General features: G+C 32.8%; 12 protein-coding genes. 6 read left to right on the top strand and 6 right to left on the bottom strand.

Going from position 1 to position 13,044, the window contains the following annotated elements; translation table 11 throughout:
* Nucleotides 1–15: 15 nt before the first annotated feature.
* The 6 genes from IX290_RS00475 to glmS all read right to left on the bottom strand — a co-directional run bounded on the left by IX290_RS00475 (nucleotide 16) and on the right by glmS (nucleotide 6,088).
* On the bottom strand, nucleotides 16–888 hold the full coding sequence (locus IX290_RS00475) for an aldolase/citrate lyase family protein (RefSeq protein WP_211491260.1): 873 nt from the start codon (nucleotides 886–888) through the stop codon (nucleotides 16–18).
* Nucleotides 889–923: 35 nt separating this feature from the next.
* Nucleotides 924–1,184, bottom strand: coding sequence for a citrate lyase acyl carrier protein (gene citD, locus IX290_RS00480; RefSeq protein ID WP_101473636.1), 261 nt, complete (start codon nucleotides 1,182–1,184; stop codon nucleotides 924–926).
* An 84-nt stretch (nucleotides 1,185–1,268) separates the two neighbouring features.
* Nucleotides 1,269–2,516: a methylaspartate ammonia-lyase gene (locus IX290_RS00485; protein WP_211491261.1), complete on the bottom strand. Its 1,248-nt coding sequence runs from the start codon at nucleotides 2,514–2,516 to the stop codon at nucleotides 1,269–1,271.
* Nucleotides 2,517–2,690: 174 nt separating this feature from the next.
* Complete coding sequence (locus tag IX290_RS00490; RefSeq protein WP_211491262.1) at nucleotides 2,691–4,148, bottom strand: methylaspartate mutase subunit E; 1,458 nt, start codon at nucleotides 4,146–4,148, stop codon at nucleotides 2,691–2,693.
* 32 nt (nucleotides 4,149–4,180) lie between these two features.
* Nucleotides 4,181–5,599, bottom strand: a complete 1,419-nt coding sequence (gene glmL / locus IX290_RS00495) for a methylaspartate mutase accessory protein GlmL (RefSeq protein WP_211491263.1) — start codon at nucleotides 5,597–5,599, stop codon at nucleotides 4,181–4,183.
* A gap of 69 nt (nucleotides 5,600–5,668) precedes the next feature.
* Nucleotides 5,669–6,088 carry a methylaspartate mutase subunit S gene (gene glmS / locus IX290_RS00500; protein ID WP_211491264.1) on the bottom strand — a complete coding sequence of 140 codons (420 nt, stop codon included), beginning with the start codon at nucleotides 6,086–6,088 and terminating at the stop codon, nucleotides 5,669–5,671.
* Between the two features lie 508 nt (nucleotides 6,089–6,596).
* Here glmS and rimP point away from each other — a divergent pair.
* From rimP to recJ, 6 genes are read left to right on the top strand one after another with little or no spacing between them, the layout of a single operon-like run.
* Nucleotides 6,597–7,076: a ribosome maturation factor RimP gene (rimP, locus tag IX290_RS00505; protein WP_211491265.1), complete on the top strand. Its 480-nt coding sequence runs from the start codon at nucleotides 6,597–6,599 to the stop codon at nucleotides 7,074–7,076.
* Between the two features lie 26 nt (nucleotides 7,077–7,102).
* Nucleotides 7,103–8,167 carry a transcription termination factor NusA gene (gene nusA / locus IX290_RS00510; RefSeq protein WP_211491266.1) on the top strand — a complete coding sequence of 355 codons (1,065 nt, stop codon included), beginning with the start codon at nucleotides 7,103–7,105 and terminating at the stop codon, nucleotides 8,165–8,167.
* A gap of 2 nt (nucleotides 8,168–8,169) precedes the next feature.
* Nucleotides 8,170–8,697: a DUF448 domain-containing protein gene (locus IX290_RS00515; RefSeq protein WP_211491267.1), complete on the top strand. Its 528-nt coding sequence runs from the start codon at nucleotides 8,170–8,172 to the stop codon at nucleotides 8,695–8,697.
* Nucleotides 8,698–8,719: 22 nt separating this feature from the next.
* Complete coding sequence (gene infB, locus IX290_RS00520; RefSeq protein ID WP_211491268.1) at nucleotides 8,720–10,918, top strand: translation initiation factor IF-2; 2,199 nt, start codon at nucleotides 8,720–8,722, stop codon at nucleotides 10,916–10,918.
* A gap of 33 nt (nucleotides 10,919–10,951) precedes the next feature.
* Entirely contained in the window at nucleotides 10,952–11,308 is a 357-nt protein-coding gene (gene rbfA, locus IX290_RS00525; RefSeq protein ID WP_211491269.1) for a 30S ribosome-binding factor RbfA, read from the top strand.
* Nucleotides 11,309–11,316: 8 nt separating this feature from the next.
* Nucleotides 11,317–13,035, top strand: coding sequence for a single-stranded-DNA-specific exonuclease RecJ (recJ, locus tag IX290_RS00530; protein WP_211491270.1), 1,719 nt, complete (start codon nucleotides 11,317–11,319; stop codon nucleotides 13,033–13,035).
* Nucleotides 13,036–13,044: the final 9 nt, after the last annotated feature.

Consider the following 13,044-nt stretch of genomic DNA (forward strand, 5'->3'; position numbering starts at 1 on the left):
ACCTCGCCTTAATAATTAATCAATAAGTCCCATTAATTTCGCCATATCTAATGTATGAATAGCTCTGTTGATAATAGGAAGGTCAACCATTTTTCCATCAAGTGAAAATACTCCAAGTCCTTGTTTAGCAGCGTCTTCTTTAGCAGCCATAACTCTTTGAGCGTGGTTGATTTCTGCTGCTGATGGAGCATATACACTGTGAATAGTATCGATTTGTCTTGGGTTTATACTTAATTTTCCTGTAAATCCAAGCATTTTAGCTTTTAAAGTGTCAGCTATTAATCCATCGTAGTCATTTGTATCTGTAAATGGAGTATCTATAGCATCAACTTTACATGCTTTACAAGCATTTATAATTTTAGTTCTTGCATATAGAAGTTCATCAGATGCTTTTGTTCTCTTAACTCCTAAATCCACAGCCAAGTCTTCTCCTCCTAATAAAACAGAGATAATTCTTGGGCTTGCTTTAATAGTTTCGTATACTTTTTCTACTCCGTAAGTAGTTTCTACTAATGGGTGAACTTTTATTGAGTTATGTTCAAATCCCATTTCTTCTTCTATTTTAGTTAATCTCTTATCTAATTCTGCTACGTCTTCTGGACAAGCTTTTGGAAGTAATATAGCATCTGGTTTAAGTCTTGCTATAACATCCACGTCTTTATCTGCATAAGGTGTAGATAAAGGATTTATTCTTACAACTACTTCTACTTCATCATAGCTCATAGTTTTTAATGCTTCGCTGATAAGTACTCTTGCAGCATCTTTTTCTGTAAGTGCAACAGCATCTTCTAAGTCAAATATAACAGCATCTGATCCGAAAACAGCAGCTGTTTGAAGCATCCCTGGGTTATTTCCAGGCATAAATAACATTGTTCTTCTTAATTTCACAATAAAACACCTCTCATAAAATGAATAATAGAATATTATAAACTTCTAGCTACAGCAGCTTCGATTCTAGCTCTAATAGTATAGTCAAGAGCTCCTTTGTCTTGAGCTTGTACCTGTACGCTATCAATACCAAGTTCTAAAAGTTTAGCTTTTATAACCTCTCTGATATGGTCACCAAACTGTTTTTCTACAGTACTTTCTAATTCTATTTCAATCCCATCTTCAGAAGGAGTAAGAATTAAGAATATATCATTTGATTCTAAAGTTCCACATTTTGCAGCTTTCTTTATAGTCATTTACTTCACCTCATCATAATTAAAGGAAAAAGGTAGTCATAAACTACCTTTCCCATAAGTTTATTATTAATTTTTAAAAGAAAACTATTTATTTTTTCTTCTATTTACTAAAGCTTCAACTCTTCCCATTTCGTTGAATACGATCATGAATCCTTCGTCAACACCCATTCCTGGTTTAGCTAGTACTTGAAGAGCTCCACATGCCATACCGATGTTAGTAGTAACTTCAGCAGATCTGTTAGTTTCGTTACAAGTTCCTCCACAGTAAGATCCGATTCCTACTTTGTTACAGTAAAGGATAGCGTCAGCGATGTTGTTAACTCCTCCTAAGTCTGGAGTTTTTATTTGTACAACGTGTCCAGCTTTTTTGTCTGCGAATAATTTGATGTCTTCTAAAGTATTACACCATTCGTCAGCAACTAATTCTGCTCCAATTCCTCTTCCGTCGATTTCTGCTCTTAAAGCTGCCATAGCTTCGATTTGTTTATCTCTATCTTCAACGTCCATAGGTCCTTCTATTCTTAATTTGAATGGTTTTGCAGCTTCAACTAAAGTAGCGATGTAATCAGCCATTTTTTTAGTATCGCAATCAAATGCTGCTCCGATTGTTCCATAAACGTCAATGTGGAAAATTGGGTTGTAATCTTCGTTAGTTCTTTTTGCTAAGATTCTGTCTCTTAACCATTTAACGTAGTCAAGTAAGATTTCTCCTTTTTCTCCTAATTTTTCTTTTACGTTGTTAATTAAAGCGTGAGGTAAAACGTCAGCACCTTTAATTATCATTTTGTCAGCATTTTCATATCTGTTGTCTCCAGATTGAGTGAATATAGGTCTTCTAGTAATTTCTAATCCTGTATTGTAATCTTTTTGGATAACTTCTGCCATAGTTACTTTTCTAGCTTTTGCAACTGCATCTAGTAAAGCTTGAGTTATTCCGTATCTGATAGCTGTATGCATTCTTTTTCCATCTATTTTCATAGAGTCGAATTCTTCAGCTAATGATTTAAAGTTGTCTAATTCTCTTCCTATTAATTTTGGAGCGATTTCTTTCTCGATAACTGGGATGAAATCTTTAGCTAGGAATAATGGGTCTCTTCCTCCTGCACCTGAGTATTGAACTGCTGCACAGTCTCCGAAAGCCACTTGACCATCTTCAAGAATTAATTGAACAGAGATTGATTCTCCTGCTTGTCTGATGTTTTCAAATCCTGGAGTTACAGTTTCTCCTAAATAGAACATACCATCATGTCCTGCTCCTGCTTTTATAGCTCTTTGGTCATCAAAATAGAATCCAGTTTTTCCTGCTGAACAAACTACATCTATAATTTTCATATATATTCCTCCTAAAGTATTTTTGTAAAGGTTGAGGGCGATGTGTATCATCCCCAACCTCTCTATATTATTATTAACCTAATTTTATAAAAAATGCAACAATTATATATAACTTGCTAATATATAATATATATCATTCATTAGATATATACTACATATTCTCTCAGATTATACTTATTTTCCTTCTGGTCTTCCAATTAATGTTCCTTTACCAACTGCGAATATATCGTCAACTGTCATTTGGAAATTAACAGGTCTTCCTTCGTATTTTCCTCTTTCTTCTAATTGAGCTTTATTGTAGTCAATTAATTCTTTTGTGAATGGAACGTTTCCAACTGATAGGTATCTTACTTTTCCTACGTTGTCTCTAGCTGGCATCATTTTACCTGCGTTGTAGATTGATGGAGCGAATGGAACGTCTAGTACACCTTGTTCGAATGCTTTAACGATTCCTACTGCCCAGTCTCCATTTCCTAATTCATAAACTTTATCTAAGATACATTTAGTTTCAGCTTTGATTATTCTGATATCTTCTTCTAATTCAGGTGAAGATGATAATTGTTGTCCTCTAAGTAGGTTTAATACCATCTTAGTTGCTCTGATTCCTGCAGCGTTAGCTTCTTTTGTAGGTACTCCAATTGCTTCGTGAGGAGTTTTTACGATAACTTTAGTTGCTCCAGATAATGCAGCAGCAGAAGCTCCATTTGAAATTACTCCAAATGCTTTTGCTTCATCTTCAGGGAATCCTCCCATCCATTGGTGGAATACAGTTGTTAATTCGATTCCTTTGTATCCTTGTTTGTCGAAGTATTCATTTGCTTGTTCTTCTAATGCTCTGATTGCAGCGATGTCTTGGATTAAGTTTCCACATTGTCCATATCCTAGAGTTATACTCTTAACACCTTGTTCTGCAGCTAGTAATCCTTCAAGAATTCCAACAGCATTTGACATTGAAGGTGGTACTAATGTTCCTGTTAATGGTCCGAATGGTTCTCTGTTTATTGATACTCCATGTTCTTCATACCATCCAACTAGTCTGTCAACATATTGCCAGTCGATTATTGTTTTTTCTATTGAAACGTTTTTAGCGTAAGGAACGTTATAAGAAATTCCTCCACCTTCGTTTGAAGTGAATCCAGCAGCCATCATGATTTCAGATAGTAATCTAGCATCTGGAGTTCCGTGTCTTAATTGTAAAGGTAGGTTAGTAGCTTCAACAACTTCTCTACATCCTTTAACTCCGTGGTTAACACCTGGGAATCCATTAAGAAGTGATCTTCCAGCTTTTTTAGATTCTTCTATACCTCTTTCACAGTTTTCATATTTATTTTGTCTAGTGTATGAGTCGATTGTACTTGGTAGTAAATCTGCTCCACCTTCTTTATCTAGGAAGTTTAGTAATTCTATATGTTGTTCAATTAGTGCAACCCCTGCTCTAGGTTGTGCTAATGTTATTCCTCTGTTTTTTGCGTCCATTAATTTTTTAGCAAAGCTTTTTGATGCAGGAAGTGATTTGTGATATTTTACAGCTTCTTCTAAGTCAACTTCTGCCCCTGTAGGCCATCCTTTTAAAACTTCTTCTCTCATTTGGAAGAACTCTTCTTCAGTCCATTTTCTAAATTTAAGTTTCATTTATTAAATAATCCTCCTTGATTTTTTCATTACTAATTTTCTGCTTTAGCTTCTACTAAGTATTTTTTCATTACTCTTATTGCCACTTCAGGATAATCCTGAGCTAATAATCCCATAGAAGATAAGATATAAGTTTTATCTACTAGGAATTTAGGGTTCAATGGTTTTAAATGAACAGGGTCATTTTCATTGAAATTTCCAGCTTTTAATATTCCACCTGGATTTAAGCTGTGAATTATAACTCCTCCTGTACCTATAACATATGGAGTTTCAATTAAGTCTTTTCCATTTTGATTAAACATTGTTCCCATTGGTGTGTATACGCATTCTAGTACTCCACAGTGTCTTGTCATAGCAAGCTCAGTTGCAGCCATTGCCATTGCTTCATCAAATCTGATTTCTTCTTCAGTTTGAGGAACAATTCTAATGTTCTCAAATCTACGTTTACACTCTGATTTTACGTCTACTTTTTTCAATGAATCATGTAGATAGTTTCTGATTTTTCTAGTTCCAGCAGCTTCTAGAAGTGCTAGAGCAGAATATCTCATTCCTAAGTCTCCCTCAACAGTTCTCTTAGCAAATGGTTCTTCTAATCCTTTTATCATTACTGAAGGTTTAGTAGGTTCTCCTTTTGCAATTGAGTGAATATCTGTAGTAGCTCCACCGATGTCAACGACTATTAAGTCTCCTATACCTTCTTCATCATCAGTTCCTGTTGAAAGAATTTCAGCCGCTTTTAGTACCGCAGCAGGAGTAGGCATTAAAATTCCTCTTATAAACTCTTCTGCCTGTTTCATTCCTTTTGCTTCAACTATTCTATTCATAAATACCTTACGTATTTCCTCTCTACAAGGTTCTACGTTAAGTTTATTTATAAATGGCATAACGTTTTCTGCAATGTAATAGTCTATCCCAGCTGTTTTAAATACCTCTTCAATTTCGTCAATAGCTGCTTTATTTCCAGCCACAACTACTGGTACCTTAATCTGATGCTCAGCAATCATTTTTGCGTTGTGAATTATACATTCCTTGTTTCCACCATCTGTTCCACCAGCTAACAATATTATATCCAAAGCTGTGTTTTCAATTTCTTCCATCTCTCTGTGGTTTAGTTCATAAGAGTAAGTTTTGATTACTCTGGCACCTGCACCAAGAGCTGCTTTCTTTGCAGCTTCAGCTGTTAGATCAGGAACAAGCCCTATAGCAATCATCTTAAGGCCTCCTGCAGCAGATGAACATGCAGTTTTACCTACGAATTCGATTTGATCAAAATCAATTTTTTTACTGATTTCGGCTTTTAACTTTGTATAAGCCTTTTCAAATCCTATCATAATGTCATCTTCTACAGTGGTAATATCTTTGGCAGTAGCAAGGATAACTTCGTTGTCCATATCAACAGCTGTTAACTTAGTATATGTACTTCCGAAATCTATAGCTAAGTAAACTTTCATAATTACCACTCTCTTCTAAAATAATATTTTGTACACTATAATCTGTATTTTTTAAAATTTTTATTTAAACTATGCAATACCTAAATCTTTTTTAAGATCTTCAGTTGTTTCTTCAATTGGAGTACCTGGTCTGTATACTCTGTTGAATCCCATAGCTTTAAATCTTTTTTCAACGTCTTCCCATACTTGTTTACCAACAACTATGTTTCCTCCAACATAAAGAAGAATGTCGTTTAGTCCAGCTTCTTCACATTTTTCTCTCATTCCTTGACAGTCTAATTCTCCGTGTCCGTATAGAGAAGAAACGATAATTGCATCTGCACTTGTTTCAACTGCTGCGTTGATAAAGTCAGCTTGTGGTGATAAAACTCCAACGTTTACCACGTCAAATCCATTAGCTTCTAATACGTGATGAATAATTTTGTTCCCAACTGCGTGACAGTCTGAACCTATAACTCCAATTACTACTTTTTTTCCATTTTTCTTCATGAAAAACATCCTCCTTGTGTCTTATATTAAAACCTTTTGATAATAATATACTACATTTTTACAAAAAAGCAATAGTTATTTATATTATGAATAATTAACATTAAAAAATTTAATTTAATATATCCATCCTTTATTTTATAAGGTTTTTCAAACACTCACCATACTTTTTTCGAACTTTTTTTGAAAAAAATTTAAAAATGTAGCTTTTTTTATCATTTAATATATTAATGTTAAATATAACTATTTTATATTATAACACAAAATACGGAATTTTATTATATTTTTCTTTTTTTGTCATTTTTTAACCGAGAAATTTCTCTCATATGTAAAAGGTAGAAAAAAAATATTTTATTCCTACTAACAATTGATTTTTTTACAATTATATGCTACAATAACTTGAATAAAGTAGTATGCTAGTTATAAAGGGAGTGGGTAAATTTCTATCCACTCCCTCTTTAGTAGAGTATAGAAATTCTTTAGTATTTTTTTTAGAAATGAGGTGAAAACTATGGCAAATTCAAGCAATGAAGCGATTATTCAAAAAATTGAAAAAATAGTAACTCCAGTTATAGAAGAGATGAATCTTTCTCTTGTTGATGTTGAGTATATGCAAGATGGTGGTTACTGGTATGTGAGAATATACGTAGAAAATATGAGTGGTGACATCACATTAGAAGATTGTGCAGCAATCAGTAATAAAATTGAAGATGACGTAGATAAGCTAATTGATAAAAAATTCTTCTTAGAGGTTTCTTCTCCTGGAATAGAAAGACCTCTTAAAAAAATAGGAGATTTTGTAAGATTTAAAGGTGAAAAAGCAAAATTAAGTTTAAAACATAAAATTGACGATTGTAAAAACTTTGAAGGTATCATAACTGATTGTAAAGATGAAATTATATTTTTGGAAATTGATGAAAACAAAACACTAGAAATTCCTTTTTCAGAAGTAAGAAAAGCTAATCTTGTTTATGAATTCGATGAGTTTTAAAAAGGTTTTCAGGAGGGTATATTAGGATGAAAAGTAAAGACGCTAAAGTATTTTTACAAGCTTTAGAAGAGCTAGAAAAAGAAAAGGGTATTAGTAAAGAAAGTCTTCTACTAACTGTTGAGCAAGCTCTGTTGGCTGCCTACAAGAAAAATTACGGAGAAGAGGAAAATGTTGAAGTTGAAATAGACAGAGAAACTGGAGATGTTAAAATCTATGAAGTTAAAACTGTTGTTCCAACTGAAGATCTATATGATGCAGCTGTTGAAATTTCTTTAGACGATGCTCTAGAAATTAAAAAGAGAGTTAAAATCGGTGATGTTATAAGAATCGAAGTTAACTGTGAAGACTTCAGAAGAAACGCTATTCAAAATGGAAAACAGATAGTTATCCAAAAAGTGAGAGAGGCTGAAAGACAATATATATATGACAGATTTAAAGTCAGAGAACATGATATCATCAATGGTATAATCAGAAGAATAGATGACAGAAAAAATGTTTTCGTAGAATTTGACGGAATAGAAGCTGTCCTAACTCCAAATGAACAATCCCCTGCTGATACATACAGAGTTGGAGAAAGATTAAAAGTTTATTTAGCTGAAGTAGAAAAAACAAACAAATTCCCTAAAATAGTTATATCTAGAAAGAACGAAGGTCTTTTAAGAAAACTATTTGAATTAGAGATACCAGAGATAACTTCAGGTCTTATCGAAATCAAAGGGGTGGCAAGAGAAGCAGGGTCAAGAGCAAAAGTTGCTGTATATTCTGCTGATCCTAACATTGATACTGTTGGTGCATGTATAGGACAAAAAGGACTTAGAATCAAAAATATAGTTAATGAACTAAATGGTGAAAAAATAGATATCGTTGTATGGAAAGAATCTGTACAAGAGTTCGTATCTGCAGTTTTAAGCCCAGCAAAGGTTATAAGTGTAGAGGTGCTTGAAGATGAAAATACAGCTAGAGTTATTGTTGATAATTCACAACTATCTTTAGCTATTGGTAAAAATGGACAAAATGCTAGACTAGCTGCTAAGTTAACTGGAATGAGAGTTGACATAAAAACTGCAAATAGTGTTGAAGAAGGAGAATAATTTTGGAAAGCACAACTGTTCATGAAAGAACTTGTTTTATTTGCAAAAAGAAAGATGAAAAAAAGAATCTTTTCAGATTGGTTAAAACTGGAGATTCACAATATAGTTTTGATGAAAAGCAAAGACAACAAAGCAGAGGTTATTACGTGTGTAAAAATCATGAATGCTTAAAAAGATTGTCTAAACACAAAAAAATAAAAATGAGTACGGAAGATTTAATGAAAATGCTAAATCTTTTGAAAAAAACGGAAAAGGACTATTTAAATATTTTGAAGGCAATGAAAAACTCACAGGCTTTATCTTTTGGTATGAATATGGTTTTAGAAGATATTGAGCATATACATTTCCTAGTTCTTGCAGAAGATATAAGCGAAAAGAATGAGAAAAAACTTCTTGCAAAGGCACAAGAACTGAACATTAGTTATGTGTATTACGGAAATAAGAACCAACTTGGAGAAATATTTGGGAAAAGTGAAGTCAGTGTTATTGCTGTGAAAAGTAAAAAGATGGCCCGTGGACTCATAGACTAACCTAAATTTAGGAGGTATGTGAATGAAAAAAAGAGTACATGAGTTAGCTAAGGATTATGGAATAAATAACAAGGAGTTTATGGCTTTGTTAAATGATGAACTTCAAATAGAAGTTACGTCTCATCTATCTAGCTTAGCTGAGAAAGATATTGATAAAATAAAGTCTTATTTTGACAATATGAGTAAACAGAAAGCAGAGAAAAAAGAGAAGAAAGATAAAAAAGGAGCTACATTGAAAAAAAGATTTTTAGAAGAAGAGGAAATGTTTGACGAAGAGGACACCTCAACAGGAAGAAAAAACAAAGGTAACAACAATAAAAAGAACGGTAAAAAAGGTTCTTTTGAAAACAAAAACGATGACAAGAACAAAAAGAAAAATAAAAAGAAAAAAGGTAGAAGAACTGACTTCGTAATGAAGACTGTTGAAGCTGCTGGATCTGAAACTATTGAAGAAGATGGAATGAAAATCATAAAAATCAGAGGAGAAATCACAGTTGGTGACTTCGCTGATAGACTTGGAGTTCCTAGTTCTGAAATAATCAAAAAACTGTTCCTTAAAGGACAAATGCTTACTATTAACAGCCCACTATCTATAGATATGGCAGAAGAAATCGCTGTTGATTACGATGCACTTGTAGAGGAAGAGGAAGAAATCGAATTAGAGTTTGGAGAAAAATTTGCACTTGAAGTTGAAGATAAAGAGGAAGATCTTGTTGAAAGACCACCTGTAATCACTATCATGGGACACGTTGACCACGGTAAAACTTCATTACTAGATGCTATCAGAGCAAGTAACGTTGTATCTGGAGAAGATGGTGGAATCACTCAAAAGATTGGTGCTTACCAAATAGTTAAAAACGGTAAGAAAATAACATTTGTTGACACACCAGGTCACGAAGCTTTTACTGATATGAGAGCTAGAGGAGCTCAAGTAACTGACATAGCTATACTAGTTGTAGCTGCAGATGACGGTGTAATGCCACAAACTGTTGAAGCATTATCACACGCTAAAGCTGCAGGAGTACCTATCATTGTTGCAGTTAACAAAATAGATAAACCTGAAGCTAACCCTATGAAAGTTAAACAGGAACTTATGGAACATGGGCTTGTTTCTGTAGAATGGGGAGGAGATACTGAGTTTGTTGAAGTATCTGCTAAGAAAAAACTTCATCTTGACGATTTATTAGATACTATACTTATAACTGCTGAAATTCTTGAATTAAAAGCAAATCCTAAGAAGAGAGCAAAAGGTGTAGTTCTAGAATCTAAACTTGATCCAAAAGTTGGACCAATAGCAGACGTACTAGTTCAAGAAGGAACTTTAAAAATAGGAGACGTTATTGTTGCTGGAGAAACTTATGGTAAAGTAAGAGCACTATTAAATGATAGAGGAGAAAGAACTGAACTAGTTGAACTTTCTCAACCAGCTGAAATTATTGGATTTAACGAAGTGCCTCAAGCTGGAGATACTATGTATGTAATTCAAAATGAACAACATGCAAAGAGAATCGTTGAAGAGGTTGCTAAAGAGAGAAAACTTGCTGAAACAAGCAGAAAAACAATAACTCTTGAATCACTATCTGAGCAATTTGATCATGAAAATGTAAAAGAGTTAAATCTTATCTTAAGAGCTGATTCTAGAGGATCTGTTGATGCTTTAAAAGAATCACTTTTAAAACTTTCTACTGATGAAGTTGCAGTTAACATCATTCAAGCTGCTGCTGGAGCAATTACTGAAAGTGACGTAAAACTTGCTGAAGTATCAAATGCTATCATTATTGGATTCCACGTAAGACCTACTACTAAAGCTATAAAAGAAGCTGAAGATGATGGTGTAGAAATCAGAACTTCAAATATTATTTATCATATTACTGAAGATATTGAAAAAGCACTTACTGGTATGCTTGATCCAGAATTTAAAGAAGTATACCTTGGAAGAGTTGAAATCAAAAAAGTATTCAAAGTTTCTAAAGTTGGAAACGTTGCTGGATGTGTCGTAGTTGACGGAAAAGTTAAAAGAGATGCCAGCGTCAGAGTACTTAGAAATGAAGTAGTAATATATGAAGGAAAACTTGCATCACTTAAGAGATTTAAAGATGATGCTAAAGATGTAATTCAAGGTCAAGAATGCGGACTTGGAATAGAAAATTTCAACGATATCAAAGAAGGAGATATTGTTGAGGCATTCGAAGTGCAAGAAATAAAAAGAACTCTAAAATAATCTGGAACATAATAACAGAAAGAGAGTGATAATATGAAAAGACAAAGATTGGCTGGAATTGAAAAGGAAATGGCAAGAGTAATATCTCAAGCTATATTCTTAGAAGTTAAAAATCCTAAAGTTAAAGGACTTGTATCAGTAACTAATGTAAGAGTTACTGAGGACCTTAAATTTGCTGATGTATATTTCAGTATACTTCCAAGTTTAGATAATCAAGAAGCTGACAAAGAAACTGTTCTTGAAGGTTTAAATGAGATCAAAGGATTTTTAAGAAAAAAAGTAGCTGAAGAAATTGAAATTAGATACATTCCTGAAATAAGAGTTAAAATAGATGATTCTATTGAACATGCAGTAAAAATATCAAAACTTTTAAATGACTTAAAAGGGTAGTGATTTACATGCACTGGGAATATAGTTCACTACCTCAATCTCTTATTGAAACTAAGGCTATGCAACTAAAAAAAGACAAACTACTTACAACCTTATTACTCAATAGAGGATTTTCAGATGAAAAGAGCGCAAATGAATTTATAAACCCTAAAATTGAAGATTTTAGAGATCCCTTTAAATTTGAAAAAATGGATGAAATAGTAGATCTCATACTTGATAAGAAAAATAAAAATGAGAAAATATTTATTTATGGAGATTATGATGTAGACGGAATAACTGCTGCAGTGTTCTTGGTGAAAGTTTTAACTGAAATTGGAATGGATGTAGACTATTATATTCCTAACAGAATGGAAGAGGGTTACGGCCTGGATAAAAAAGCCATTAACTTCATGCATAAAAAGAACTGTACTTTAGCAATAACTGTTGATACTGGAGTAAACTCCATAGAGGATGTCAAATATGCAGAGTCTTTGGGAATGAAAGTAATCGTTACAGATCACCATAAATCTATTAAGGATAAAGAGGATGAGGAACTTCTCCTTTTAAATCCAAAACTTAGTGACACTTATGAGTTTAAATACCTTTCTGGTGCTGGAGTAGCACTAAAGGTAGCTCAGGGTGTATACTTAAAATTAAAGGAAGATTTGAAAAAACTATACCAATATATGGATATAGTGATGATAGGTACAGTTGCAGATGTAGTACCTATGATTGATGAAAATAGAATAATAATAAAAGAGGGATTGAAAGTCTTAAAAGATACAAAAGTTAAAGGACTTATGTATCTTCTGAAATATCTAAAATTTCAGAATAAGACTCTCAATACCACTGATGTGAGCTATTTCATTTCCCCTATGATTAATTCACTTGGAAGAATAGGTATCTCAAAAATGGGAGCTGATTTTTTTCTTAAAGATGATGAATTTGAAATATACAATATTATAGAAGAGATGAAAAGAGCTAATAAAAAAAGAAGAGAGCTCGAAAAAAATATATATGATGATGCCAATGCCAAAATACTTAAAATGAAAGATGGAAAACCAAAATGTGCTTTCCTTTATTCAGATAAATGGCATCCTGGAGTCATTGGTGTCGTATCTTCAAGGCTAAGTATAAAATACAATATGCCTATTGCACTAGTTGCACTTAAAGACAACATTGGAAAAGCATCTTGTAGAAGTGTAAAAGGAATTAGTGTTTTCAATATTTTTGAAAAGATGAAAGATAAACTTGTTAGATTTGGTGGCCATGATTTAGCTTCTGGATTTATTGTAAAACAGGAAAATCTTAGACTTATAGAAAAAATATTTAAAGAAAATATCCGTAAAATGGAAGTGCAGGAAGAAAAAAAATCATTAAAAATAGATTTAGAGTATCCTATTGAAAATATAGGTGATAAAATATTTAATGCAATGGAGTCTTTAGGCCCTTTTGGACTTGATAATCCTCACCCATTATTTATTGATAGGGACCTGTCTTTTGAATATATAAAAAAATTTGGTGTCAATAACAGGCACTTTAATGGTATTATAAAGAAGAATGGAAAAACCTACCACATGGTAGCCTTTGATTTAGGTCACAAAATCAATGAACTTGAATCTAGAATACAAAATTTTGATATAGTCTACTACCCTGAAAAAGTAATTTATCGTGGGGAAGAGATTGTACAAATCAGAATAAAAGATATAAAAATAAAAGATGACTTTTATGAAATCTTTACTAAATAGAATTTAAGG

This window comes from Fusobacterium sp. DD2, from assembly GCF_018205345.1.
Lineage (GTDB): Bacteria > Fusobacteriota > Fusobacteriia > Fusobacteriales > Fusobacteriaceae > Fusobacterium_A.